Consider the following 25,666-nt stretch of genomic DNA (forward strand, 5'->3'; position numbering starts at 1 on the left):
TACCCTTATTTACAGAGTTTTTTACAATTTTTTTTTACGAGATCGTTAAGAGTAATTTTTCCTAGAAAAGAGTTTACTTGATTGCCAATTTTTTGCCACAGCGCTCTCGTCAAACAATCTTCCGCCCTGTGACACTTTGAAGGATCGGCAGAGCAATCTGTAATTAATACAGGTCCCTCAAGTATTTCTATTACGTCCTTTAATATGATTTTCTTTGGATCTACATTTAGTTTGTATCCGCCACCAGGGCCCTTAAAGCTTTCTACTATTCCATGATGCTTTAAAACATTAAGGACTTGCTCGAGGTAAGAAAGGGATATTTCCTGATCTTTTGCAAGCTGATGAGCAGGTATGGTGTAGCCTTTTTTTACCTGCGCAAGCTGGCATAAAGCCCTTAATCCATATCTAGTTTTGGTTGAAAGTTTAAACATGTAAATATAATATCATATAAGTTCAATAATTTTTATGTTTTTACTAAAAAAATATATAAGACATATTTATAAGTTAATAAGCAACTTTTTTGGTTAATTTAAAAATCTTATTGTAAAAATATTTTGATTCTTCCCACTTAAAAATAAAGCTTAAGATAAAGTAAAACAAAATTGAAGATAATGGATATATTATTTCAAAATACCCTCTTAAATGTAAGAAAAGTGATATACAATAAAATAATAAACAACATAAAAATGCAAAAAATCCTCTAACTAAAATTCTTATTAAAAACTTGTTTAGAGAAAATAAACCTTTTTTGTCAAGTATATATAGTTGCCATATCGAGCTTATAAGAGTTCCAATAATTGATCCTAACGCCACTACAAGAATGCCAAATGATTTAACAAACAGGGCACAAAATATAATATTAAAAATTATCCCCACTAAAATAGACCAAAAGCTTTCCCATGGCTTTTTTAAAGCTATGAACGCTTGGTATGACATGCCGGTAATCCCAATTGTATAAAGCATCAATATATGATAAGACAAAAACTGTGATGTAATTACAGCCGCACTATTATTAAAAGCTCCATGTTTATAAGTGATTGATATTATTATGTAACTAAAAAAAATAGTGCTAAATATAATTGGAGACATAAGATAAATAATTGCATTCATCCCGTTGGAAAAAGTTCTCTTAAATTCATTGATCTTGTTTTCGCTTGCAAAGGATATCATAGTCGGAAAAAGAGCGCTCATTATAGAAAAAATTACAAGTCCAGCTGTTCCATACTCGAATCTTGCAGAATAATTAACCGCGCTTATTGCTCCACTTGCTAGCCATGATGCTGCTGTAGTTGCTATAAAAAGATGAATTGGCCAAAGGTTTGTACCTATTAAGGTAGGCAGCAGCAAATTAAGAAGCCTCTTTTGACTAACGTCAAAAAGTTTTAACTTTTTAAAAATATTGGTTTTTATTTGTCTTTTTATCCAGATCCAGAGTCCTGCAATTTGCAGTATTGCCCAGAGCACCTGAGAGAAAATAAATGCATTTATTCCGAAAGATTTTGTAAAAAAGAGCAATGCACCTACTGTGAATATATTAAATAAAAAGGCAAAGAGTACTGGATAGAAAAACTGATAATAAGATTGACATATTACGGTAAGAAATTGACCAATTCCTGCAAGAGTTGCGTACGAAACGCTTAGTAAAATTATGCTCAAAGCTAAATTTGTGCTGATTAACTTATCGTGGCATTGCCACAAGAATATAATAGTTGAAGTTGAAACAAAAAGTATTAATGATTGAATAATTATCCAAAGAAACGAATTTGCAAGAAACTCAGTCGCCTTTTCGTCGTTTTTTGACTTTATATCTAAAAATACGGGCATAAAAGATCCAGAATATGTTTTTAAAATAGACCATATAAGAGAGTTAGAGAGGTTAAAGGTAAAGAAAAAGAAGTCTGTAATATGACTTATTCCAAAAGAATATGCAAAAAGTAGTTCTCTTATAAAGGCTAGGGGTTTAGAGAACAAATTTGCTCCTGTAAGGAGCAAAGATGCTACGAATGGAGTCTGTTTATCAATATTGGAACTGATCTTCATTTTGCAATAGATAATGTCTTATAGAAAAAAATTTTTTGTTAAATTTACTATTAAAATGTTTTGAACAACACAGTAGTTTAGAGTAAGTTTTTAACATAGGGATAATATAAAACATTTTTTATGATCAGTAAAGATCTTTTTTTGGTAAGGCTATATTGCATAACTTTTATAATTATGTTATTCTTTATAAACATGTCGGGGTGTAGCGCAGCGGGAGCGCACCTGCTTTGGGAGCAGGGGGTCAGAGGTTCAAATCCTCTCACCCCGACCAGGGTTTTTTTATCAAAAGTAGAAAGAATGTATTAATTAATTGGGGAGGCATTTATGGCAGATATTAGGGTAAGCGCTAACTCAGCCGCAAAGTCTGTGGCAGGAGCTATTGCCGGAGCTATGAGGGAAAAGGGTAGAGTTGAAGTACAGGCTATAGGCGCTGGTGCTGTGAATCAGGCTATTAAAGCAATAATTATAGCGAGAGGTTATCTTGCGCCGGGTGGCCTTGATGTTATTTGTATTCCGTCTTTTACTTATGTCAATGTGGATGGTGAAGAAAGGACTGCAATAAAACTTATTGTTGAGCCAAGATATTAGTTATATATTGTGAAAGGATGTGTTAAGAAATAGAACTGTCTAGTACGCAGATAGTCCTTATTGTAGTTGCTTTTTCGATCTTTAATGTAGTTATAATAAGTGCTATGTTTATATTTATAAAAAGATCCTTTTCTGAATTTGCGTCCTTTAGTCCAGCAGGTAGAACGCTTATCCAAAATAGGATTAAAGAACTTGAAAGCAGATTGGAGAATGTTGAGAATAATTATAAAGTTTTATCTAGTGATGTAGAGAAGATATTTATAAAGTTAAAACATGCATTCCAGGGTTCGGGGATTGTTCGCTATGATGCTTTTGATAATATTAGCGGGATGTATTCCTTTTCTTATGTGCTATTGGATGCAAACAAAAACGGCGTTATTATAACTTCTTTGATGAGCAGAGATTTTGCAAGGGTTTATGCAAAAGAAGTATCAAATGGAAACGTTAATCTTGAATTATCACCTGAGGAGAAGAAAGCCCTAGAAATAGCCATAAGTAAAATTAGTTAGTTTTGAGGTGTTATGCCAAAGAGATTGAATGACGAAATTACATTTATGATAGTGCCTCACTCAGGGCACACTCCCTTTTCGTTCAAAATAAGGTGGGGGGTTTTGGTTTTTTTTCTAAGTGTTCTTTTTTTTGGTGCACTTTTTGTAATTTGGACCTTCTTTTTTGCATTAAGTGTAAATTCAAAGCTCTCTGATTATCAAATTCTGAAATCTCAAAATGCACGACAATCTGAAGAGATAAGACAATTAAAGGTTGAATCAGAAGCCCTAAAGAAGGATATAAAGCGCCTTAGCGATGAAGAAAGTGAGTTAAGAAAGAATCTTGGTATATCTGAACCGTCTGATCAAAATTCAAAAGCCAAATCAGATCAAAGTTCTTCAATAGAGGGAACAAAGCAAAACAGTATGGACGAATTAAGCTTGCTGTTCGGTTCTTCAGTAGATCCAAGATTTATAAATATAAAAAATGACTTATCTATGGTTAGAACACAACTTTCCTACAGAGAAAGGAGTTTTAACCAGATTGCTCAGTTAGCTAAGAGAAAGATTAATGAATATGCCTCTTTTCCTACTGGTTTTCCTGCTGATGGTGTGATTACATCTTATTTTGGATATAGGCCTGCTTTTGGCGATTTTCACCCTGGGATTGATGTGGCTGCGAGTTATGGTTCGCCAATATATGCTACAGGTGATGGAGTTGTTGTTTTTGCTGGGTGGTATTTATCGGGTTATGGCTTAACGGTAATAATTGATCATGGTAACGGTTATGAAACCCTTTATGCTCATGATAGTGCTTTTGCAGTTAAAGTTGGACAAAGGGTCAAAAAAGATCAAGTAATCGCATATATAGGTTTAACTGGCTTCACAACTGGTCCTCATGTTCATTATGAAGTTCATCACTACGGGAGGGTAATAAATCCAATGTCAGTAATTGGAGCAAATCCTGCAGAGCTTTAAAGGAGGTAAAAAAGATGTTATTTAAAGTTAAAAAGGGTAGTAGTCCTGTAAGCCCTGATACAATCTTGAGCCATAAAAATGAGTTTTCTGGAACTCTTAAGGGGGATGGCAATGTAAGAATCGATTCATTGTTTGATGGTGAAATTACTATTGATGGCGAACTTTTTGTAGGACAGGATGGAAAGGTAAATGCAAACATTAAGGCAAAGAAAGTTTCGGTTTTTGGAGAAATAAGAGGAAACATTGAGGCTATTGAAGGGTTGATAATTCATAACAGTGGCAAAGTTTATGGAGATGTCAAGGTAGGAGTACTGTTTGTGGATGAGGGAGCAATACTTGAAGGCAAAAGTGAGATGTTGAGATCCTGAAGGGGAAATTGTATTTAATTGGCACTCCTATAGGTAATCTAGGAGATATAACTTATAGAGCAATAGAAGTTCTAAATTCAGTAGAATCAATATTTTGTGAGGATACAAGAGTAAGTCTGAAACTCCTGAAACATTATAATATAAGGAAACCTCTTTTTTCTTTCAATTCTCATAACTTTCTAAAGCAATCTGAGCTTGTGTTAAAAAAGCTTGAAAACGAATCTGTTGGTTTAATAACTGATGCTGGTATGCCTGGCATTTCCGATCCTGGGTCCTTTTTGGTTGATCTGGTTAGAAAGAATAATTATGAAGTATTAGTAATACCTGGTCCAAGCTCGTTGACAGCTTCAATTGCTCTATCAGGTTTTAAACCAAATCTATGGCTTTTTTCGGGTTTTTTTCCTAAAGACAAGTCTAAAAGAAAAGAAATTATCAATGCTTACACTTATTCAGGTGGACATCTTATTTTTTTTGAGTCTGCAAAGAGATTATTTGATACATTGTTCTGGATAAAAAATAACTTCAAAATTAACCCAAGAGTTTGTGTATTTAGGGAGATTACCAAAGTCTATGAAGAGGTTATTAGTTTTGAGCTCTTTTCAATAGAAGAGAAATCAGAACTATCTAATATCAAAGGTGAAATTGTTGTAGCTCTTGAGTCAATTGGCACATTTATAGATAAAGAAAAAGGATCTTATCAGCTTGCATTAGAATTGAAAAAGCTTGGGATAGAACCTTCGAGGATAGCCAGACTCTTTTCCAAATATTTAGGAGTGAATAAAAACTGGCTTTACAAACAACTTTTACAGGATTAATTTTAAATTTTTATAGCTCGTTTGATAGCTTTTTAGAATTTACTTTTGGAAAAAAATTAGATAGTGAAAGAGATCGTAATTATCACAGAGCTTAAACTCCAGGGATGCTTGATTAAAGAAATGGTTTAGGTTTGTATTTGGGATATTTGCTTTTTCCAAAAATGTACTGGAAAACTTTTTTTTGGCACTATTAACACAACTTTTGACGGGGAACAAAGCAGCTATGCCAATAGGTTATAATATTTATATAACTTTTAGGAGGATAAAATGGCAAAATCTTTCTACATTACTACCCCAATATATTATGTAAATGACAAACCACACATAGGTCACGCTTATACAACTGTGGCATGTGATGTGCTTGCAAGATTCAGAAGACTGCAAGGGAAAGATGTCTTTTTTCTGACTGGAACAGATGAACACGGCAGGAAGATCCAGAAAGCTGCAGAAAACAACTCTTCAGATGCAAAATCATATGTTGACAGATTTGCCAAAATTTTTCAAGATGCATGGCTTGCTCTTAATATTTCTAACGATGACTTTATAAGGACAACCCAAGAAAGGCATTATAAAGCAGTTGCTAAATTTTGGCAAATTGTTAATGACAATGGAGATATTTACAAGGGAAAATATTCTGGATGGTATTGTGTGCCGTGTGAAACGTTTTTTTCAGATGAACAGCTTGTAGATGGAAAATGTCCTGATTGCGGCAGAGAAGTCGAGTGGATGGAAGAAGAATCTTATTTCTTTAGACTTTCAAAATATACACAGCCACTGTTAGAACTTTACAACGACAAAAAGAATTTTGTTATGCCAGATTTTAGAAGAAACGAAGTAATTCAGTTTGTGAGCCAAGGCTTAAAGGATCTTTCCATATCAAGAAGCAAATTTTCCTGGGGGATAAAAGTTCCCGATGACCCTGGGCATGTAATATATGTCTGGTTTGATGCACTATTAAACTATCTTACTGCTGCTGGATTTGCAGAGGATGAGGAGAAATTTAAAAGGATCTGGCCCGCTGACGTTCATGTCGTTGGTAAAGAGATTGTTCGCTTTCATGCGGTAATATGGCCTGCTATGTTGATGAGTGCGAAACTTCCACTGCCAAAAATGGTTTTTGGCCATGGTTGGTGGACTATGGAAGGGGAAAAGATGTCAAAATCTAAGGGGAATGTGGTTGATATATGGGCTTTATCAAAAGATGTTGGGGTAGACCCTATGAGATACTTTTTGATGAAAGCTGTTCCGTTTGGACAAGATGGGGATTTTTCTTATAAAGGTTTGAAGGAGATATTAAATGCCGATCTTGCTAATGATTTTGGAAATCTTTTAAATAGAACTGCGTCAATGCTCGAAAGATATAACAACAGCTCGCTAACTGAGGCAGATAAGCTATTTAATAAAGAAAGTTTTGTAAAATTAAGGGCAATTTTTGATGGAATGAAAGAAAGGATAGAAAAACATTATGATAATCTTTCTTTTAGTTTTGTTCTAGAAGAGATAATGACACTAATTAAGGGCGCAAACAAGTTCTTGGACGAAACTGCCCCGTGGAGATCTTTTAAGGAAAAGGGATTTGATTTAGAGGTTGCAAGCACATTTTACCACGTTTTTGAAGTAGTAAGGCTTTCTTCAATTGCTTTATATCCATTTATGCCCACAATTTCCAAAGATGTTTTAAGAAGGCTTTCTATATATGGTGAACCTTCCTGGTCTGAATTTAGTTGGGGACTATTGCCTATGCCTTGCAAAATTGAAAAGGGTGAGCCTATTTTTAAAAGGTTGGAAACCTAATGTTTTTTGATAGTCATCTACATCTTGAGAGCGAATCATTTGATTCTGATAGAGAGGATGTTATTAAGAGAGCTTTTGACGAACAAGTAGGTTTAATGATCAATGTTGGATCAGATCTTGAAACGTCGCTTAAATCTATAGAATTATCAAATAAATACGTTGGCAAAATTTTTGCTGTTGTTGGCTTTCACCCCCATGAGGCAAAATTTTTTAACGAAAATTCTTATAACGCTATAAAGGGTTTAACTTGTTTTGAAAATGTCTTAGCTATTGGTGAAATTGGCTTAGATTATCATTATAATTATTCTCCAAGAGAAGTTCAAATAGACTGTTTCAGAAAACAGCTTGAACTGGCAAGAGAAGTAGGACTCCCAGTAGTAATTCATATGAGAGAGGCAACAAAGGATACTATTGATATATTAGAAGAATTTGATGCTGACTCAATTGGTGGAGTTTTTCACTGTTTTTCTGGTTCTGTTGATACCATGAAAAAAGTAGTGTCTATGAACTTTTTTGTCTCTTTTGCAGGTCCAATAACCTTTTCAAATTCTCATAGATTGAGAAACGTAGTTCTTGAGACCCCTATTGAAAGGATTTTGTCCGAAACTGATTCGCCATTTCTTGCTCCAGTGCCCTTTAGGGGAAAGAGAAATGAACCCGTTAATGTAAAGGAGGTCGTTAAGGCTATATCAGAAATTAAAAAGATAGATATCGATAATCTAAAGGCTATTTTGTTTGAAAATTTATTGAACGCTTTTCCTAAATTAAAACTTTTTAAAAATAAGGGTCTTGTTGGCTAGTTAAATTAAAATTTTCTATATTTTTATATTTTGTAAGTTTATGTGATGTTTTTCAACTTTCTAAGGAGGTGTTTAAGTTGAGACCGGCTTATGTTTCTGGATATTTTTATCCGCTTAGAGAAAGCGATTTGTTGAAATTTATGTCCGAAGTTATATTAGACATTCCTAAAAGAAGAGTAAAGGGTGTAGTAGTACCACACGCGGGATATAATTTTTCTGGTTCTATTGCAGGTAAGGTCTATTCTTCAATTGAGTGTCCTGATACATTTTTGCTTATTGGCCCTAAGCATTCAATGGAATCTGATGGAATATTTTTATCACAAACTTCATGGGCTACTCCACTTGGCGAGGTGATGCCTGACAGGGATTTGGGGGAATCTTTGCTTCATCATTGTGAATTCATTCATCTAAATGAGAGAATTCATGCCAATGAACACTCTCTTGAGGTTCAGGTTCCGTTTATAAAATATGTCTGTCCTAAGGCAAAGATTGTGCCCGTTGCTGTTTCTACAACTTCAGAAGGAATTCTTTCCTCAACTGGAAAATGTATAGCGAATGTGCTTAAAGAGTCTAATAAGTCTGTAGTAGTGGTTATGAGTAGTGACTTAAATCATCACGAGCCTCAGGAGATAACTTTAGAAAAAGATGAAAAGGTGATTAAAAATTTGATGTCATTGGATCCAAGAGGTTTACTTAAGACTGTTTATGAAGAAGACGTTTCTATGTGTGGGGCATGGTCTTGTTTTCTTGGTTTAACAATATTAAAGGAATTGGGAGCTACTAAGGCTGATCTTTTGGAACACAGGACTTCGGGTGATGTAAATATGGATTATACTCAAGTAGTAGGTTATACTGGCATATTGTTTGAATGATTGAAATATGAGAAGTTTAAAAAGGAATACAAGAAATAAACCATGTATAGCAATGATAACTGCTCCAGAAAAGGATGCTATACCTCTTGCAAAAAAATTAATTGAGTCAAAAGTTGCTGCTTGTGTAAATATTTGTAAAAATGTAAAATCTATTTATGTTTGGGAAGGCTCAGTAGTAGAAGATACAGAAAGCATACTGATCGCAAAGACATTTTTGTCTTTGAAAGAAAAATTTAAGTCTATAGTTTTAGAAAATCATCCGTATGATACGCCTGAGATAATTTTTTTAAAGTTAGAAGACATTGAGGCAAGATATCTATACTGGATGAGAGAGGTCTTAATTAGTTAATGAATTACTTTATCGAATTTTTTTCTGATGTAGGACAACTGTCTTATCTCTTCTTCCGATCTATAGTAGCTGTACTGACTGCAAGGTTTAGATTTTTTTTGTTTTTAGATCAGTGTTTTATGATTGGTGTAGAGTCTGTGCCTATTGTGTTTATTACCTCTCTTTTTGTTGGCATGGTATTTGCTATTCAAACTGCCAGAGAATTTGTCTTCTATGGTGCTGGTTCCGTTGTTGGCGGAGTAGTGGGTATTGCGATAATTAGAGAATTAGGACCAATGATTACAGGAGTTGTTGTTGCAGGTAGGGTTGGTTCTGCTATGGCTGCTGAAATAGGCACTATGAAGGTTACCGAGCAGATTGACGCACTTTTGTCTATGTCGGTTGATCCAATTTTTTATCTTGTTGCTCCAAGAGTTTTTGCCTGCATGTTAATGCTTCCTCTCTTAACTGTTATTGCAAACTTAGCAGGGGTTATAGGCGGATATTTTGTTGCTGTTTATTACGGTGGCGTTATACCATCGTCCTTTGTAGAATCTGTAAGATTTCTTGTTAAGGTTTGGGACATTGAAGCGAGTCTTATAAAAGCTATGATATTTGGTTCTATTATATCGCTTATTGGAACGTTTATAGGTTTGAGAACAAAGGCTGGTGCTAGAGGCGTTGGAAATTCTACAATGCTTTCTGTTGTTATTTCTTTAATCTTAATTTTTATTTTTAATTACTTTCTATCTATGGTAATGTTTTCACGATGATAAAATTTTCTAACGTTTTTAAGGGCTTTGGAGGAAGGACTGTTCTTGAAGACATAAGCTTTTTAATACCTGATAACAAGATAACAGTAATCATGGGACCATCGGGTTGTGGAAAGAGTACTGTTTTAAGACTTATGATAGGTCTTATGAGACCAGATTCTGGAACAATTGAAATTATGGGCAACGACATTACTAAAGTTTCTGATAAAGAACTATTTGAAATAAGAAAAAATATGGGTATGGTATTTCAGGCGGGAGCTCTGTTTGATTCTTTAAACGTAATTGATAATGTATCGTTCTTTCTTAAAGAACATAAACTAAAATCTAAGGAAGAGATCGCTTCCTTGTCTTTTGAAGCCTTAAAGTTTGTAGGCTTAGAGGATAGCGCCTATTTATATCCTTCAGAGCTTTCAGGTGGCATGCAAAGGAGAGTAGCTATCGCAAGGACAATTGTATATAGGCCAAAAATAGTTTTGTTTGATGAGCCAACAACAGGACTTGATCCTCATACGAGCAGGATTATTGAGGATTTAATTAGGAATCTAAGAGAGCAAACAGGTGCTCTTATATTAATTGTTAGCCATGTGTTTCAAACTGCATTTAGACTGGCTGAGAGGATAATATATCTGGATAACAAAAAGATATTGTTTGATGGTGATCCTAAGGATTTTGTAGAGCTCGATAACACTTTTGTTAATACCTTTTTGGGCCCAGAGGGCAAAAAGATATTTTTCAATTATAATAATTAAAAAAGTGATAATAAATTTTTAAGGGAGAGAGTTTTGGAAAAAGGTAGAGCTGCAAAAGTAGGAATATTTGTACTTGCTACATTAATTTTACTTGCGGGCTCTATTTTGTGGTTTCAAAGCGATTTTCTAAAACCTATGTATAGAATAGTTGCATACTTTCCTGATGTAAGCGGTCTTTCAGTTGATGCGCCCGTTTATTATATGGGCGTTAAGGTTGGAAGGATCAAAAGTATTACTCCTACTCTTTATAAGGGCGTTGAAACTGTAATATTGATAAACAAAGATGTTCTCATACCAAAAGGTTCTTATTTTTCAATAGGAACTTACGGTCTAGTGGGAGATAAGTTTATAAGCATAACCCCGCCAAAATCTTTAACCAAAGAATATTTATCTGATGGGGCTACAGTGATTGGTACATCTCCTCCTACTTATGAAGATATTTTAAATGAAACTAGCGTTCTATTGGTAAGGGTTAGCGATCTTACAAAAGATCTTCACGATACCCTTTTAAATCCAGAGTCCAAAGAATCAATAAAGAAAACGCTCTTTCTTGCCTCCTCTATAGCAACCAATATAGACAGGTTTACGAGGGTCTTAAGCGATCTAGCTTATAAAAATGAGTCTGACGTAAATCAGACTATTAGCAATCTGAGGGGCTTTTCTGAATATCTCCTTGCAATATCGAAAAATATTGACAAAGGACTATCCGATCCTGAACTATTTCCCTCTATAAAAAGCGCATTGTTAAATATTAATGAAGCATCTAAAAACGTTGCAAACCTGGCTGCTAATCTAAACGATATTGTAAAGGATAAAAAAACCAAAGAGGAGATTAAGCAAACTATCTCAAATGCAAGCGAAATTACTGAAAGATCAAAGAAAGTATTGGATTATCTTGCCAACACAAAGATTACTCCAGAGGTAAGGGTCTTTAGTGGTCCTAAGGATAAAAGAGAAGGGGCTTTTTTTCTCGACGTATACCCGCCTGGGGACAGGTTCTATAGGTTTGGGGTAAGGGATTCTGGAGGAAAAACTAAAGTTGACGCTCAGGCAGGGCAAAAGATAAATGATAATTTGGACGTTCGTATTGGATACATGAATTCTCATCTTGGAGCAGGTTTAGACGTTCACTACGATCGATTTGGCGTTGAGACAGAGGTATACGATCCAAAGCGTACTACTCTTGATAGTATCTTATCGTATTCAATTACTAAGGATGTTGATCTGTTGATGTATCTAAAAGATCTTACCAGAAGCGATAGAGAAGTTCTTGGCGGGATAAGATATAAGTTTGATAATTGATTACAACCATTTAAATTTTAAGAATATTTAAATTTTGGGAGGCATGACGTGACTTTTTTACTAGTTGTTTTAGATGGTTGTGCTGAAGAACCTTTAATGGCACTAGGTAACAGAACTCCTCTTGAAGTTGCAAAGATGCCTAATTTAGATTGCATAACAAAAATGAGCAGAGTTTTTAGGTCCAACTTTGTTCCAGAAAGCCTTCCTTGTGGTTCAGAAGTAGCTAATATGGCTATCTTAGGATATGATCCGATTAAATTTTATACTGGAAGAGGTGCTCTTGAGGCTCGGAGCCTTGGATTAAAAATAAAAGAGGGGAAGGCAGCTTTTAGATTAAACTTAGTATATGCTTCTGATGAAATTATGTTAGATCATTCTGCTGGTCACATAAAGACAGAAATTGCGAGGAAGATAATTTTTGAAACAAGAGAAAAGATTTTAGACGGCATTAATGCTGAAATTTATCCAGGAGTAAGTTATAGGCATATTCTTGTGGGCGATGAAAGCTGGCTGAATGCAAAGCTTACTCCTCCACACGATATTCTGGGTTTAAAATATACAGATTATTTGCCAGATTATGAAGAGCTAAGAGCTTTAGTGGATAATTCTATAAAAATTTTTAGGGATTATGTTTCTAAAGATCCAGATTTAAAAATAAGTATGGTATGGCCGTGGGGCGGCGGAAGAGTTATAAATTTACCGAAGTTAAAGGATAAATTTGGATTTAAAGGTGCTGTTATAAGTGCTGTAGATCTTATAAATGGTTTGGGGATCTTGTGTGGTTTAGAACCAGTTAAAGTAGATAATATAACTGGTTTTATCGATTCTAATTTTATAGGTAAGGCTTACGCTGCAGTTGAGGCCTCAAAGGATCACAACTTTGTTATGGTTCATATTGAAGCTCCTGACGAGTGTGCTCATAGAGGAGATCCGTTCCTAAAGATATCTGCTCTCGAAAAGATAGATAGCGAATTTTTTTCAATTATTTTAAATAATTTGTCATTATTTGAAAGAATTCTTGTAGTTTCTGATCATCTTACCTCTTGTGAGATAAAAACTCACAAACATGGTGACGTGCCGGTGCTCTTTTATGACACCTCTTATAAGGGTAAGTTAGAAAATGCGAGATTTACAGAATCTTCTTCATCAGGCTCAAAATTTATTGTTGGGCACAAATTATTAGAAGAGTTAATTTCTTAACTTGGGATGCTTAATGGACAGATTTTACGAAAAAATACCCTGTAGTACTTCAAATTTGGGTGCAGGCTACGATGTATTTGGGCTTTCTTTGGAGTTGTTCCTGGAGATTGAAGCAAGGTTTGGGCAAAGGAAGGTTACTAATCTCCCAATACAGCTTGAAAACTCGCTTTTAAATATCGAATCTAAGGTTCACAAAATACTATCAATAAAAAGACCAAAAAACTTAACCTGGACTTTAAATAGCAATATCCCGATAGGAAAAGGTCTGGGTTCAAGCGCTTCTTTGATAGTAGGCATATTAAAAATTGTTTCATCTGCTCATTCTATTAGATTGAGCGATCAAGAGCTTATTTCTCTAGCATCTTCAATAGAAGGACATCCTGATAACGTTTCTCCCACAATACTCGGCGGGTTAACCATATCGTTTACTGATTCTGATGGCAATTTTAAGGCTATCAAGACTTCTATTAAAGAGTTTCCTAAAAGTGTTGTTTTTGTTCCAGATTTTTCCCTTCAAACCAGGAGAGCAAGACAGGTTGTTCCTTCTGAGGTCAAGTTATCTGACGCTGTAAAAAACATTTCTCAAACCAATATCATTTTGGAATCCTTATATAGCAAAAGATATGATATTATGCAATATGCTATACATGACAAGTTACATGAGAATTATCGCGCTAATTTGATTCCTGGCTATACGCAGGTAAAGGATAAAATTATGAACGATGGCGCTTATTTTGCTTCTTTATCTGGCGCAGGTCCTTCTATATTTGCTTTTGTCCCAGAAGATTTTGATCCCGAAGGTGCTGTGTATAAGTGGCTGGAATTTGGAGTAAGAGCAAAATGTTATTTTCTGAACGTATATCTAAAATAAAATATCATAGTGTTATAATGTTTTATTTTATTTTTGGAGGTGGATGTCCTATTGCTAGTAGTTAAAAAGTTTGGAGGTACTTCTGTCGGGAGTCCTGAAAGAGTTAAACACGTTGCAAATCTTATTAAAAGATCTGTGCAAAGTGGTAATAAAGTGGTTGTAGTGGTTTCTGCAATGGGAGATTCCACCGATCACCTTGTTTCTTTGGCTGGTCAGATTACAAATAATCCCTCTCCTAGAGAGATGGACGTTTTGCTTTCTACTGGAGAGCAGGTTTCTATTGCGTTAATGGTTATGGCACTTAATGAAATAGGCATAGACGCCATCTCTTTTACGGGTTGGCAGGCAAATATAAAGACGACTTGTGTACATGAAAAAGCAAGAGTGTTGTCAATAGACCCAAAACTTTTACTAAATGCTTTAGATGAAGGAAAAGTACCTGTAATAGCAGGTTTTCAGGGAGTTGCTGAGGATAATTCTATAACTACACTTGGAAGAGGCGGATCTGATACTACTGCTGTTGCTGTTGCTGCTGCTATTAAAGCTGATTTATGTGAGATATATACTGATGTAAAGGGAGTTTTTACAACAGATCCAAGAGTAGTAAAAGAAGCTAGACAAATAATGACAGTTACATACGATGAAATGATGGAGTTAGCACTTTTAGGTGCGAAGGTTTTGCATCCTAGATCAGTAGAGCTTGCTAAACACTATGGAGTAGTATTGAAAGTGCTTTCAAGTTTTGATGATTGTCCAGGTACAGAAGTTAGGGAGGTAACTGATATGGAAAATAGAAATGTTGTAACAGGTATTGCTTTTGATGAAGACGTTGCAAAGGTTGGGATAATAAAGGTTCCTGATAGACCTGGAATAGCGTACAAAATATTTGGAAGTCTTGCAGAAGAGAACATTAATGTTGACGTTATAGTTCAATCTATTTCTCCTGACACAAATTTTACTGAGATGGCATTCACTCTATCACTAAAAGATCTTCATAAAGCTCTTAAAATTTTGGAAGTAGTTTCTAAAGAAATAGGAGCTCAAGGAGTTGTATACGACGATAAAGTAGCAAAGGTATCCATTGTAGGAGCTGGTATGGGAGACAGACCAGGAGTTGCTGCTACAATGTTTAAGGCTTTGGCTGATGTGAATATTAATCTTCAAATGGTTTCAACGTCAGAAATAAAGATATCCTGTATAATTGCAAGAGAAGACGTCAAAAAAGCAGTTAAGGCTGTTCACGACGCCTTCAATCTTGACAAGGAGGGTTTTTCTTGTGGTTAGAACGATAGATGAGATTAACGAGAAGATTGAGAAAGATGAGGTTGTAGTTTTAACTGCTAAAGAGGCTTACGATTTAGTTAAAGAAGAAGGAGTTAAAAAGGCTGCTTCAAAGGTAGACATCGTAACTACAGGAACTTTTGGTGCTATGTGTTCATCTGGGGTATTCTTAAATTTTGGTCATACTGAACCTCCTTTGAAGATGGAAACTATAACGTTGAATTCAGTTCCAGCTTATGGTTATATTGCTGCAGTTGACGCATATCTTGGTGCTACTGCAAGATCTTATGAGAATCCAGAATATGGTGGTGCACATGTAATTGAAGATCTTTTGTCGGGCAAAAGAGTTAGGCTTGAGGCTTCGGGTACTGGGACAGATTGTTATCCTAAAAAGGATATAGATACGAAAATAACTCTTGATCAAATAAACGAGGCAATAATGTTTAATCCGAGAAACTGCTATCAAAATTATGCTGCTGCTACCAATTCTTCTGGTACAAGATTGTATACTTATATGGGGGCTCTTTTGCCGAAATATGGAAACGTTAATTATGCTACATGCGGAATGTGGTCTCCATTGCTCAAAGATCCTGAGTATAGAACAATAGGCATTGGAACTAGGATTTTTTTTGGCGGATCGATAGGTTATGTGGCGTGGCATGGTACTCAGCATAATTCGGCAAAACCTAGAGATGAAAATAATTTGCCCATTGGACCTGCTGGGACACTAGCCCTGATAGGTGATTTGAAATCTATGAACAAAAGATATGTTAGAGGGGCATACTTTGAGGGTTATGGGGTATCTTTGATGATGGGAGTGGGCATACCTATTCCAGTAATAGATGAGGATATGATGCATCAGTTATCTCTTGGTAATGAAGATATAAAAACAGTAATTGTTGATTATTCTGTTGCTTCACGTTCTCGACCAATTGTGAGAGAGGTAAGTTATCAGGAATTAAGAAGTGGTTTTGTGGAAATACATGGGAAAAAAGTACCAACAGGTTCTACCTCTTCGTGGGCATTAGCAAGAGAAATAGCTACAATCGTAAAACAAATGATTTTAGAAAAAAGATTCTTCTTAAGCGAACCAGTAGAACCATTGCCCAAAGATAGAATAGTAAAACCATTGGAGGTAAGGAGAAGATGAGTGCAGAAATAGTTAAAAAGAAATTGATATTGAGCTTTTCTCCTGAACTTGCTGAACTTCCAATTACATACCACCTTGTAAAGGACTTTGACCTTGTAGTTAATATTCTTAGAGCTCAGATATCCCCAGAAAAAGAGGGGAGATTGATGCTCGAGCTTGAGGGCGAAAAAGGAAAACTTGAAAGAGGTATTAGCTATCTACAAAGCAACAAGATCAGAGTGGACTCTCTTGAAAAGGAGTTATTTCACGATAAAGAGCTTTGTGTAAATTGTGGACTTTGCGTTGGCGTATGCGCAAGTAGGGCTTTAGTTCTTGATGAGAACGATGAACTTAAATTTATAAAAGAAAAGTGTGTAATGTGTGGTATCTGTGTAAAGGTCTGTCCGAGAAGGGCTTTTAAGATAGAACTATAGTATTTTTATTCTTTGAGAATTTGAGAAATTTTGTTATAATTTATTATTCAGAGTTTGGGGAGTAGCCAAGCGGTAAGGCACTGGCCTTTGGAGCCAGCATCCGGTGGTTCGAATCCACCCTCCCCAGCCATTTGTTTTTTTGAACTCAAATAGAAAATTTAAGGGGGAAAGATGATATATACAATAACTTTAAATCCAGCTCTTGACAGACAGATATGGGTTGAGGACATAAAGTATGACGAATCAAATAGGATTATTCGAGAAACTACTTATGCAGGTGGAAAAGGCATAGACGTTTCCAGAGTTCTTGCCAACTTCGGAGCTGATAACGTTGCTTTAGGTTTCGTTGGTGGCTTTTCTGGAGAAGAGCTTGAAGGCAGACTGCTCAACGATGGTGTAAGGTGCAACTTTACCTACATTTCCACTAACACGAGGACAAATATAATTCTAAATGACGAAAAGACAAAATCCCAAACTCTTTTTAATGCAATGGGCCCTGAAGTGCAACCACAAGATTTAATGAGGCTTATAAAACAGATTCAAAATTTGCCTAACCCTGAATACGTTATAATTAGTGGCAGTTTACCTGTTGGCGTTCAACCTGCTTTTTATAATAAACTTATAGATACAGCCAAAGAAATTGGTGCTACAGTGGTCTTTGATACTGATGGCAAAGCTATGAAAGTTGGTCTTTCCAGCAAACCTCATATAATAAAACCAAATATTCACGAATTAGAAAGATTGGTTGATAAAAAACTTAAAGATATACCTGAAATAGCTCAGGAGGCAAGGTCCATTTGCAAAAAGGGAATTAATATAGTGTTAGTTTCTATGGGCGCAAATGGGATGCTTTGCGTTAGTTCTACAGAAGAGTATTGGGCATTTCCTCCACCTGTTAATGTACAAAACACCATTGGTGCAGGCGATTCATCAGTTGCTGGTTTTGTATTAGCTTTGAAGGAAGGCAAAAGTTTAAAAGAGGCACTTGCTTTTGCTGTTGCGGCCGGGACGGCTACTACTACGAGACCAGGAACAGCAGTTTGCTTGCCTGAAGATGTAGAGGCTATTTATCCGAATGTAACTTTCAGAGACGTTGTCTAAATTATATAAATAACTTTTTATAAATTTTGTTATGTTAAAATATCTGTTGGGAGAGTATGTGTCCTGGTGGATGCCGTGGCCTTCAAAGCCATTGTGGGGTCGAAAGGCTCCTGGTGGGTTCAATTCCCTCACTCTCCCGCCAAAATTTAATGCGAGTGGTGAATGAGAGATTTTATTTTAGGAACTGCGGGACATATAGATCACGGCAAGACTGAATTAATCGCTAGACTAACCGGGAGAAGGACTGAACGCTTCCCTGAAGAAAGAATCAGGGGTATGACTATTGATATTGGTTTCTCTAGCTTAGAATTGCCATGTGGTAAGGTACTGGGCATTGTAGATGTTCCAGGGCATGAACGCTTCATTGATAATATGCTTGTAGGTTCAGCAGGTGTTGACCTTGCTCTTTTGGTAGTTGCAGCTGATGAGGGGATCAAAGAACAAACAAGGGAACATTTTGAAATATTAAAGCTTTTAGAGGTTAAAGATGGCTTAATTGTTATTACAAAAAAGGATTTGGTTGATGAAGAGCTACTAGAATACTTGAAGGAAGAGATAAAAGATTTTGTAAAAGGTAGCTTTTTGGAAAATAATCCTATAATTTGCGCTTCTTCGGTAACGGGTGAGGGACTTGAAGAGATATTAGAAGTATTAAATGAAAAAGTAGAACTTCTTTATTCAAAGGAATATGACGATAATGAGAAGCCATTCAGACTTTTTATAGATAGGAAGTTTAAAATTAAGGGTTTTGGACTTGTTGTGACTGGCACTGTTTATTCCGGAAGCGTAAGAGTAGGTGACTCTTTAGAAATAACGCCGTTTAAAGACGCTATTAGAGTAAAAAATCTTGAAAGCCATTTTAATAAAGTTCAGGAAGGTCATACCGGAATGAGGTTGGCCGTGAATATTAATACTACTCTTGATGAAAACTTTATCACAAGGGGCAAAGTGCTTGTTGAGAAGAATTATTATAAAGAATCCACAAAGTTTGTTGGATTTCTGAACGTTTTAGATTCATATGAGAATCTAAAAAACAATAAAAGAGTTCATTTATACGTAGGTTCATCTTCAAGTGTTTGTAGGCTATCATTTGAGGGCAGTCCCTCAGAAGGGAAGATGTCATACATTGTAAAACTCTCCTGTCAAAATCCGGTTTGTGCAGTAAGAGGCGATAAATTTATTTTGAGGGATCCATCAGCAAAGAAGACGCTTGGTGGAGGAATAATATTAGATAACGAACAGATTAAATTAAAGGATTTGTCTAAATATCTTAACGATAAACCAATTATTGATAAAAAAGACCTGAGTTCAAATATTGTCCAAGTGGTTAAAAGAAAGGGCATTATGGAGCTTTTCGATCTTGCAAAAAAAGTTAACTACAAAGCTGAATACGTTAGAAAATTTATTTCTGAAACCACTTTGAACGTGTTTGAAAATGAGGGGAAGGTTTATCTATTTAGCTCTGACTACCAGAAAGACTTGCTTGAAAGGTTAGAGAACATAATTTTTGAAATAGAATCGAAAAATCCCTTTCAAACTCAGATATCAAAGGAGGAGATATTAAAAAAGTTAGACTCTCCAATCGCTCAAAATATTATAGATAAATATGCCAAAAAGAAAGGATACCTTGTTGATAAGACATATTTGTTAAAAGAAAGAGTTTCTGATGAAGTTTTGACAATGGTTGATGAAGTTGAGAAGGATATTAAAAATTTAGGTTTTTTTGTTTTGCCGCTCGATGAACTAGGCTTGAAATACAAAGACAAAAAGGCTTTTAATAGTGCAATAGCAACTCTTAAAAGATCTCAAAAAATCTTTCAGGTTTCTATTTCTCCTGAGATATATATACACTTTTCAAATTTAGAGAAGTTAGTAAATTTATTAAAAGAATTTTTTCAAAAGAGTAATGAGCTTAGTGTTTCAGATTTTAAAGACCTCACAAATACTACAAGAAAATTTTCTATTCCTCTTCTTGAATTTTGTGATAAGATGGGATTTACTAAAAGAATTGGAAATGTTAGGCAAAAAGGAAAGAAATTATAAGTGCTAAATAATCTGGATCTGGATATTGAGAAGCTTCACAGGTCTTTTTGGATCCTTTTAAGACGCTTTAGAAACCTACTTTTTATATCAGCGTTTTTAATAGGAATTGGGGCTGTAATAACCTATTTCTTTATACCTTACTTTATGGAATACATCTCAAAACCAGTTGGCAAGCTAATTTTCCTTACTCCTATCGAGGCATTTATGACTCAGATGAAATTATGTTTGATGGGAGGAATATATTTAGCTTGGCCTTATATAATTTTCTATTTTTCAAAAAATTTTATATTGCCTACTAAAATAATTTCAAAAAAAACAATGTGGATTGGAATAACTTTTGCTGTTTTACTCTTTTATTCAGGTTCTTTGTTTGCGTTATTTGTTATTTTCCCTGTGGGGATTAAGTTTCTACTAAGTTTTGGTGCACCTGAAATTGAACCCTTGTTTTCTATAGGCAAATATGTAACGTTTGTTTCTATGTTTGTGTTTGTCTTTGGTTTGCTTTTTGAAATGCCAATTGTGCTTTTGGCCTTGGTTAGACTTGGAATAATAAACTCAAAGCAACTTGCTTCTCAGAGAAAAAGGGCAATACTAGGTTTTTTTATACTTGCGATGTTGGTTAGCCCAAGCACTGATGTATTTACACAATGTACTATGGCAATCCCATTGGTTGCTCTTTATGAAATAAGTATTTGGATAGCAAGATTGTGGAAAAAATAAATTTTTCTATAGCTATTTTGGCTGGCGGCAAAAGTTCTCGAATGGGGCAGGAGAAGTCTCTAATTGAACTCAATGGAAAGACTATGATAGAAAGAATTGTTGAAGAGTTCTCCTCAGTTTCTGATGATATATTTATAATTACTAACAAAGAGGAACTTTATTCTTTTTTAAATATTGAAAAATACCAGGATATATATAAAGACTTTGGCCCTCTAGGCGGGATCCACAGTGCTCTTAAACATTCAACAAATCAAAAGGTGCTTGTCATAAGTTGTGATATGCCATTTGTGGATAAGGATTTTGCACAATATTTATTTGGTCAATCAACTGATTATGATGTAACAGTACCTGTCTATAGGGGGTCTTATGAACCGCTCTTTGCTATATATGACAAAAAAATTGTTGATGTTATAGAGAGTTATTTAGAAAAGAATGAAAGAAAGATAATCTCTTTTTACCCAGATGTAAAGGTGAAGAAAATAGAAGAAGAAGAGATATCAGAGTGGTTTGACTGTGAACTCTTGTTTTTTAATGTAAACACTCCGTCAGACCTAGAATATGCCAAACAGATTTTGAAACTAAAGTTAAATATATCCCCTTTGGAAAGAATAAAGGTATCTAATTACAAGGACGGTTTGTTCGAGAATTCAAAAGTGTTTGTTCCGTGTGAAGAAGAGATAGATATCTTCGTTAATAATAATTTTTTTGTCTCATCAAGACTGTCTCCAACCCATTTGACCGAATATATAAAGGGTTTTTTGTTCAGCGAGGGAGTAGTAGCGTCTAAGGATGACATAAAGGATATTAAGATAATAAACAAAAAGTTGTTTGTAGAGTTAGCTTATCCATTTAACAAACAAGATATGATTCTTACATCGGGCTGTTTTGGTGGAAAATCTTTTAGAAGAATGAGAAAGCAAAATTTGCCAAAAATAAAAAGCGATCTCAAAGTTAGTCTTGAAACAATTTTTAAAAGACTAAGAGATTTTTTACACACAAATAATCTTTACAGAATAAGTGGTGGTATACACGCTGCTGCACTTTCCACAAAGGATTCGCTTCTCTTTCTTTGCGAAGATATAGGCAGACACAGTGCTGTTGACAAGGCAATTGGCTGGGCTCTAGAAAAGGAGATATCTGATGTATTTTTGTTTGTTACTGGTAGAGTCTCTTCCGAAATGGCTATGAAAGCTATTTATTTTGGCATTCCAATTATTGTTTCTATGACAGCAGCTTCAAACGTTGCAATAGATTTTTGCAATTTTTCTAATGTTACTCTAATTGGTTATGCTAAAATGAATAGTTGTAAAATATATACAAATAGAGAAAGAATTCTGGAGGTGTTTTAGATGATTGGTACTCAGGAGTTAGTTATTGTTTTGGTAATAGCTTTAATCTTGTTTGGGCCAAGCAGATTGCCAGAATTAGGGAATTCTGTTGGTAAGGCTATAAAGTCCTTCAAAGAAGGGATGGATGAGGTTACGCAAGAGCCTAAAAAAGAAGAGAAAAAAGATGCTACAGAGATTAGTGCAAAGGTTGAGGATAGCGAGAAAAAGTAAAGAACTTTTAATGTAGCCTCAAAATAAAGTTTATCAAAAAGGCTATTGCAATAATTAAAGAAATGAAGTTGATTTCTTTAAATCTTCCAGTTAGGACTTTTAGTGAGACATAAGATATAAAACCTGCAGCGATTCCGTTCGCAATTGAAAAAGAAAGTGGCATCAATATAATTGTCATAAAGGCAGGAAAGCTTTCTGTCAAATCTGAAAAATCTATTCTGTGAATTTCTGTAAACATTAGAGTTCCTACCATTATTAAAGCTGGAGACGTGGCTAAAGCTGGCACAATTCCAATAAGAGGGGTAAAAACCACTGCAAGCCCAAAACACAACGCTACAACTAAAGCACTAAGGCCAGTTCTACCTCCTTCTGCAATTCCAGCTGCGCTTTCTATATATGATGTAACAGTAGAAGTTCCAAAAATCGCGCTAATCATGGTTCCCACTGAATCTGACACAAGGGCTTTGTTTAAATTTGGTATGTTGCCGTCTTTGTCAATAATCTTTCCCTTTGTGGTAAGACCTATAAGAGTACCCATATTATCAAAGAGTTCTACTATAGAAAACGTAAATATGATGCCCAATATCCCATAGTGGATTGCTCCTAATAAATTCATTTTTAAAAACGTATCAGAGACGTTTGGTATAGAAAAAGAGATGATGTTACTTATTGAAGAAGGGGCTTTTGCTATGCCAAAGATTATCGACAACAAAGTAGTCAAAAGAATGCCAATTAAGATTGCACCCTTTGTTCCCTTGCTTATTAAAGCAGCAGTGATAAACAAACCTAACGTTGCAACTAGAACTTCTGGTGATAAAAGATGCCCAAATGATACTAGAGTGTCTTTGTTTTCAACTATTATTCCTGCATTTTTAAAACCTATAAGAGCAATAAAAAGACCTATTCCGACTGCTATAGAAGTTCTAAGAACTGCTGGAATTCCCATAAATATTGCCTTCCTAATATTTGTTACGCTTAAAATAAAGAAAAATATCCCAGAAATAAAAACTGCTCCTAAAGCAGTTTCCCAAGAAAGTCCCATCCCTATTACTACAGTATAAGTAAAAAAGGCATTTAAACCCATGCCAGGCGCTACAGCTATTGGCAGATTTGCCCAAAGACCCATTAAAAGCGTTGCGATTATAGTAGAATAAATTGTCGCCCCTATTGCAGCTTCTTTCGGTATTCCTGCTTGAGAAAGTATCGTTGGATTTACAAAGATAATATAAGAGAGCGTAACAAAAGTCGTAAAACCAGCAATAATTTCAGTTTTGATGTTTGTTTTTCTAGAACTTAGATGAAAGACTTTTTCCACGAGATCTGTTATCAATTTTCACCTCAAAAAAAGTATAATTTATATATTTTACATCTTTCTAAAAAAATTGAAATAGAATGTAGCACTTTTTTGTAGAAATTATTTCTTAAGTAGAGTGAACTACCTCTACTTACAGAAATAGGAGCTTTTTGCTTCAACGAATGATGACTTGTAAGCTAATGGTATAACCAAGTTTTGTTTGGATATGCTCTATATAAGATGAAGACTTCTTGCTAAAGTTTGTTAAAATGTTAATCTGGTTTTATATAAATAATTTTTGGATAATTTTTGGAGGTAAAAGCTTGTTAAGAAAAGATATAAGAAATGTTGCAATAATAGCGCATGTTGATCATGGTAAAACCACTTTAGTTGACGCCATGTTAAAGCAAAGCGGTGTTTTTAGGGCTAACGAGGTTGTGGCAGAAAGGATTCTTGATTCAAACGACCTTGAAAGAGAAAGAGGAATAACAATATTATCTAAAAACACGTCAATTTTTTATAAAGGCGTGAAAATAAATATTGTAGATACCCCAGGGCATGCTGATTTTGGCGCTGAAGTTGAAAGGATTTTGAATATGGTGGATGGGGTTTTGTTACTTGTTGATGCATTTGAAGGGCCTATGCCTCAAACAAAATATGTTTTAAGAAAGGCTCTTGAACAAAACCTTAAGCCTATAGTTGTAATAAACAAGATAGATAGGCCAGATCAAAGAGTTGACGAGGTTTTGGACGAAGTATTGGAGTTATTTATCGATTTGGATGCTCCTGAGCCCTTTTTAGACTTTCCAGTTGTTTATACTTCTGCAAAACAAGGCATTGCCAAATTATCAATGGATGAAAATAGTTCAAATTTAGCGCCTCTCTTTGAAACACTTATAAAGGAAATCCCTATACCTGATGGCGATGTTGAGGCGCCCTTTCAGGTTCTTGTAACTACGTTGGATCACGATGAATATATAGGTAGAATTGCTATAGGGAGGGTAATGAGAGGTAAAATTACAAACAAACAAAACGTTTTGGTATTAAATGGATATGAAGAAAGAAAGGCTAAAATTAGCAAACTATTTACTTATGAGGGCCTTAAAAGAGTTGAAATTCAAGAAGCAATGTTTGGAGATATTATTGCAATATGTGGTATTGATGAAATTAAAATTGGAGAAACAATTGCTGATCCCAATGAACCTGAAATGTTGCCGGGCATTTATATTGACGAGCCAACTGTTTCTATGATTTTTTCAGTTAACAATAGTCCCTTTGCAGGACAAGAAGGCGAATTTGTAACCTCAAGACACTTAAGTGAAAGACTCTTTAAAGAGCTTCAAACTAATCTTAGTCTTAGAGTAAATCCAACAGAATCTACTGATTCATTTGAGGTATGTGGAAGAGGAGAACTTCACCTTTCTATATTAATTGAAACTATGAGAAGAGAAGGTTATGAATTTCAGGTTGAAAGGCCAAAGGTAATTAATAAGGTAATAAATGGTGAAAAATGTGAGCCAATGGAATTTTTGACTGTAGATGTGCCAAAGGAATATATGGGGACAGTAATGGATTTATTGGGCAGGAGAAAAGCAGAGCTAACCAATATGATAGAGTTGGCAGGATATATAAGACTTGAATTTATTGTACCAGCAAGAGGACTTATTGGATTTAGATCAACATTTTTGACCAGTACAAAGGGCACAGGTATTATGCATCACGTATTTCATGGCTATGCTCCTTATAAAGGAGATGTGTTGCAAAGACAAAATGGTGTTTTAGTTTCAATGGAGACCGGTCAGGTTACTTCGTATGCATTGTCAAACCTTGAAGACAGAGGGGTGTTGTTTGTAGTGCCTGGGACAGAAGTTTATAAGGGAATGATTGTAGGAGAAAATTCTAAAGAAGTAGATTTGTGGGTAAATCCGTGCAAGAAAAAACACCTTACAAATATACGTTCTGCTACTAGCGACGAAGCTATTAGGCTTAATACTCCAAGAATTTTTAGTCTTGAACAGGCTTTAGAGTACATTAACGATGATGAATTAGTAGAAATAACCCCAAAAAGTATTAGGTTGAGGAAAAAGATTCTTAATAGAAACCCAAGAACGGGTTGAAAAATTAAATTCATAATTTTTA

General features: G+C 35.1%; 26 protein-coding genes and 3 tRNA genes. 26 read left to right on the forward strand and 3 right to left on the reverse strand.

Annotated features, from left to right (window positions below; genetic code table 11):
* Positions 1 to 5 precede the first annotated feature (5 nt).
* Both THENA_RS01070 and murJ read right to left on the reverse strand, forming a co-directional pair.
* Positions 6 to 431 carry an RrF2 family transcriptional regulator gene (locus tag THENA_RS01070; RefSeq protein ID WP_013755592.1) on the reverse strand — a complete coding sequence of 142 codons (426 nt, stop codon included), beginning with the start codon at positions 429 to 431 and terminating at the stop codon, positions 6 to 8.
* A 73-nt stretch (positions 432 to 504) separates the two neighbouring features.
* Entirely contained in the window at positions 505 to 2,040 is a 1,536-nt protein-coding gene (gene murJ / locus THENA_RS01075; RefSeq protein ID WP_013755593.1) for a murein biosynthesis integral membrane protein MurJ, read from the reverse strand.
* A gap of 196 nt (positions 2,041 to 2,236) precedes the next feature.
* On the opposite strand from murJ, the gene THENA_RS01080 reads away from it, so the two are divergent.
* From THENA_RS01080 to THENA_RS01195, 25 genes are all read left to right on the forward strand, one after another.
* A tRNA-Pro gene (locus THENA_RS01080) sits at positions 2,237 to 2,311 on the forward strand.
* 53 nt (positions 2,312 to 2,364) lie between these two features.
* Entirely contained in the window at positions 2,365 to 2,628 is a 264-nt protein-coding gene (locus THENA_RS01085) for a stage V sporulation protein S (RefSeq protein ID WP_013755594.1), read from the forward strand.
* A 59-nt stretch (positions 2,629 to 2,687) separates the two neighbouring features.
* A complete protein-coding gene (locus tag THENA_RS01090) occupies positions 2,688 to 3,137 on the forward strand; it encodes a DUF4446 family protein (protein ID WP_281054596.1) in 450 nt (149 codons plus the stop codon).
* Positions 3,138 to 3,149: 12 nt separating this feature from the next.
* Positions 3,150 to 4,094, forward strand: a complete 945-nt coding sequence (locus THENA_RS09510) for a M23 family metallopeptidase (protein WP_013755596.1) — start codon at positions 3,150 to 3,152, stop codon at positions 4,092 to 4,094.
* 14 nt (positions 4,095 to 4,108) lie between these two features.
* Positions 4,109 to 4,462 carry a bactofilin family protein gene (locus tag THENA_RS01100; RefSeq protein WP_013755597.1) on the forward strand — a complete coding sequence of 118 codons (354 nt, stop codon included), beginning with the start codon at positions 4,109 to 4,111 and terminating at the stop codon, positions 4,460 to 4,462.
* A gap of 8 nt (positions 4,463 to 4,470) precedes the next feature.
* On the forward strand, positions 4,471 to 5,277 hold the full coding sequence (gene rsmI / locus THENA_RS01105) for a 16S rRNA (cytidine(1402)-2'-O)-methyltransferase (RefSeq protein ID WP_013755598.1): 807 nt from the start codon (positions 4,471 to 4,473) through the stop codon (positions 5,275 to 5,277).
* 267 nt (positions 5,278 to 5,544) lie between these two features.
* Entirely contained in the window at positions 5,545 to 7,071 is a 1,527-nt protein-coding gene (gene metG / locus THENA_RS01110) for a methionine--tRNA ligase (protein WP_013755599.1), read from the forward strand.
* Positions 7,071 to 7,871 (forward strand): TatD family hydrolase, encoded by an 801-nt coding sequence (locus tag THENA_RS01115; RefSeq protein WP_013755600.1) that lies wholly within the window; start codon positions 7,071 to 7,073, stop codon positions 7,869 to 7,871. Before metG ends, THENA_RS01115 begins: the two co-directional genes overlap by 1 nt.
* 77 nt (positions 7,872 to 7,948) lie before the next feature.
* The gene (gene amrB / locus THENA_RS01120; RefSeq protein ID WP_013755601.1) at positions 7,949 to 8,743 is read left to right on the forward strand and encodes an AmmeMemoRadiSam system protein B; all 795 of its coding nucleotides are present in this window, start codon (positions 7,949 to 7,951) and stop codon (positions 8,741 to 8,743) included.
* 7 nt (positions 8,744 to 8,750) lie between these two features.
* Positions 8,751 to 9,092: a divalent-cation tolerance protein CutA gene (gene cutA / locus THENA_RS01125; RefSeq protein ID WP_013755602.1), complete on the forward strand. Its 342-nt coding sequence runs from the start codon at positions 8,751 to 8,753 to the stop codon at positions 9,090 to 9,092.
* Positions 9,092 to 9,844, forward strand: a complete 753-nt coding sequence (locus tag THENA_RS01130) for an MlaE family ABC transporter permease (RefSeq protein ID WP_013755603.1) — start codon at positions 9,092 to 9,094, stop codon at positions 9,842 to 9,844. Before cutA ends, THENA_RS01130 begins: the two co-directional genes overlap by 1 nt.
* Entirely contained in the window at positions 9,841 to 10,593 is a 753-nt protein-coding gene (locus THENA_RS01135) for an ABC transporter ATP-binding protein (protein WP_013755604.1), read from the forward strand. The genes THENA_RS01130 and THENA_RS01135 overlap by 4 nt, the downstream gene beginning before the upstream one ends.
* 33 nt (positions 10,594 to 10,626) lie before the next feature.
* Positions 10,627 to 11,895 carry an MlaD family protein gene (locus THENA_RS01140; protein WP_013755605.1) on the forward strand — a complete coding sequence of 423 codons (1,269 nt, stop codon included), beginning with the start codon at positions 10,627 to 10,629 and terminating at the stop codon, positions 11,893 to 11,895.
* Between the two features lie 48 nt (positions 11,896 to 11,943).
* Complete coding sequence (gene apgM, locus THENA_RS01145) at positions 11,944 to 13,095, forward strand: 2,3-bisphosphoglycerate-independent phosphoglycerate mutase (RefSeq protein ID WP_013755606.1); 1,152 nt, start codon at positions 11,944 to 11,946, stop codon at positions 13,093 to 13,095.
* Between the two features lie 13 nt (positions 13,096 to 13,108).
* Positions 13,109 to 13,966: a homoserine kinase gene (gene thrB, locus THENA_RS01150; RefSeq protein ID WP_013755607.1), complete on the forward strand. Its 858-nt coding sequence runs from the start codon at positions 13,109 to 13,111 to the stop codon at positions 13,964 to 13,966.
* Positions 13,967 to 14,017: 51 nt separating this feature from the next.
* On the forward strand, positions 14,018 to 15,250 hold the full coding sequence (locus THENA_RS01155) for an aspartate kinase (RefSeq protein WP_013755608.1): 1,233 nt from the start codon (positions 14,018 to 14,020) through the stop codon (positions 15,248 to 15,250).
* Positions 15,243 to 16,397, forward strand: coding sequence for a homocysteine biosynthesis protein (locus tag THENA_RS01160; protein ID WP_013755609.1), 1,155 nt, complete (start codon positions 15,243 to 15,245; stop codon positions 16,395 to 16,397). Before THENA_RS01155 ends, THENA_RS01160 begins: the two co-directional genes overlap by 8 nt.
* Positions 16,394 to 16,810 carry an NIL domain-containing protein gene (locus THENA_RS01165; RefSeq protein WP_013755610.1) on the forward strand — a complete coding sequence of 139 codons (417 nt, stop codon included), beginning with the start codon at positions 16,394 to 16,396 and terminating at the stop codon, positions 16,808 to 16,810. Before THENA_RS01160 ends, THENA_RS01165 begins: the two co-directional genes overlap by 4 nt.
* 55 nt (positions 16,811 to 16,865) lie before the next feature.
* Positions 16,866 to 16,940, forward strand: a tRNA-Gln gene (locus THENA_RS01170).
* A 41-nt stretch (positions 16,941 to 16,981) separates the two neighbouring features.
* Positions 16,982 to 17,911 (forward strand): 1-phosphofructokinase, encoded by a 930-nt coding sequence (gene pfkB, locus THENA_RS01175; RefSeq protein ID WP_013755611.1) that lies wholly within the window; start codon positions 16,982 to 16,984, stop codon positions 17,909 to 17,911.
* Between the two features lie 48 nt (positions 17,912 to 17,959).
* Positions 17,960 to 18,053: transfer RNA gene (locus tag THENA_RS09880), tRNA-Sec, on the forward strand.
* Positions 18,054 to 18,073: 20 nt separating this feature from the next.
* On the forward strand, positions 18,074 to 19,954 hold the full coding sequence (gene selB, locus THENA_RS01180) for a selenocysteine-specific translation elongation factor (protein ID WP_013755612.1): 1,881 nt from the start codon (positions 18,074 to 18,076) through the stop codon (positions 19,952 to 19,954).
* The gene (tatC, locus tag THENA_RS01185; protein ID WP_013755613.1) at positions 19,955 to 20,674 is read left to right on the forward strand and encodes a twin-arginine translocase subunit TatC; all 720 of its coding nucleotides are present in this window, start codon (positions 19,955 to 19,957) and stop codon (positions 20,672 to 20,674) included.
* Positions 20,647 to 22,023 (forward strand): formate dehydrogenase accessory sulfurtransferase FdhD, encoded by a 1,377-nt coding sequence (gene fdhD, locus THENA_RS09515; protein WP_154645291.1) that lies wholly within the window; start codon positions 20,647 to 20,649, stop codon positions 22,021 to 22,023. The genes tatC and fdhD overlap by 28 nt, the downstream gene beginning before the upstream one ends.
* On the forward strand, positions 22,024 to 22,233 hold the full coding sequence (locus THENA_RS01195) for a Sec-independent protein translocase subunit TatA/TatB (RefSeq protein WP_013755615.1): 210 nt from the start codon (positions 22,024 to 22,026) through the stop codon (positions 22,231 to 22,233).
* Positions 22,234 to 22,240: 7 nt separating this feature from the next.
* Here the strand turns inward: THENA_RS01195 and THENA_RS01200 are convergent, their stop codons facing one another.
* Positions 22,241 to 23,563 carry an NCS2 family permease gene (locus THENA_RS01200; RefSeq protein WP_013755616.1) on the reverse strand — a complete coding sequence of 441 codons (1,323 nt, stop codon included), beginning with the start codon at positions 23,561 to 23,563 and terminating at the stop codon, positions 22,241 to 22,243.
* Between the two features lie 287 nt (positions 23,564 to 23,850).
* Between THENA_RS01200 and typA the strand changes: the two genes are divergently transcribed.
* Positions 23,851 to 25,644: a translational GTPase TypA gene (typA, locus tag THENA_RS01205; protein WP_013755617.1), complete on the forward strand. Its 1,794-nt coding sequence runs from the start codon at positions 23,851 to 23,853 to the stop codon at positions 25,642 to 25,644.
* The last annotated feature ends 22 nt before the right edge of the window (positions 25,645 to 25,666 follow it).

Origin of the sequence: Thermodesulfobium narugense DSM 14796, from assembly GCF_000212395.1 — a bacterium.
GTDB classification, from domain to species: domain Bacteria; phylum Thermodesulfobiota; class Thermodesulfobiia; order Thermodesulfobiales; family Thermodesulfobiaceae; genus Thermodesulfobium; species Thermodesulfobium narugense.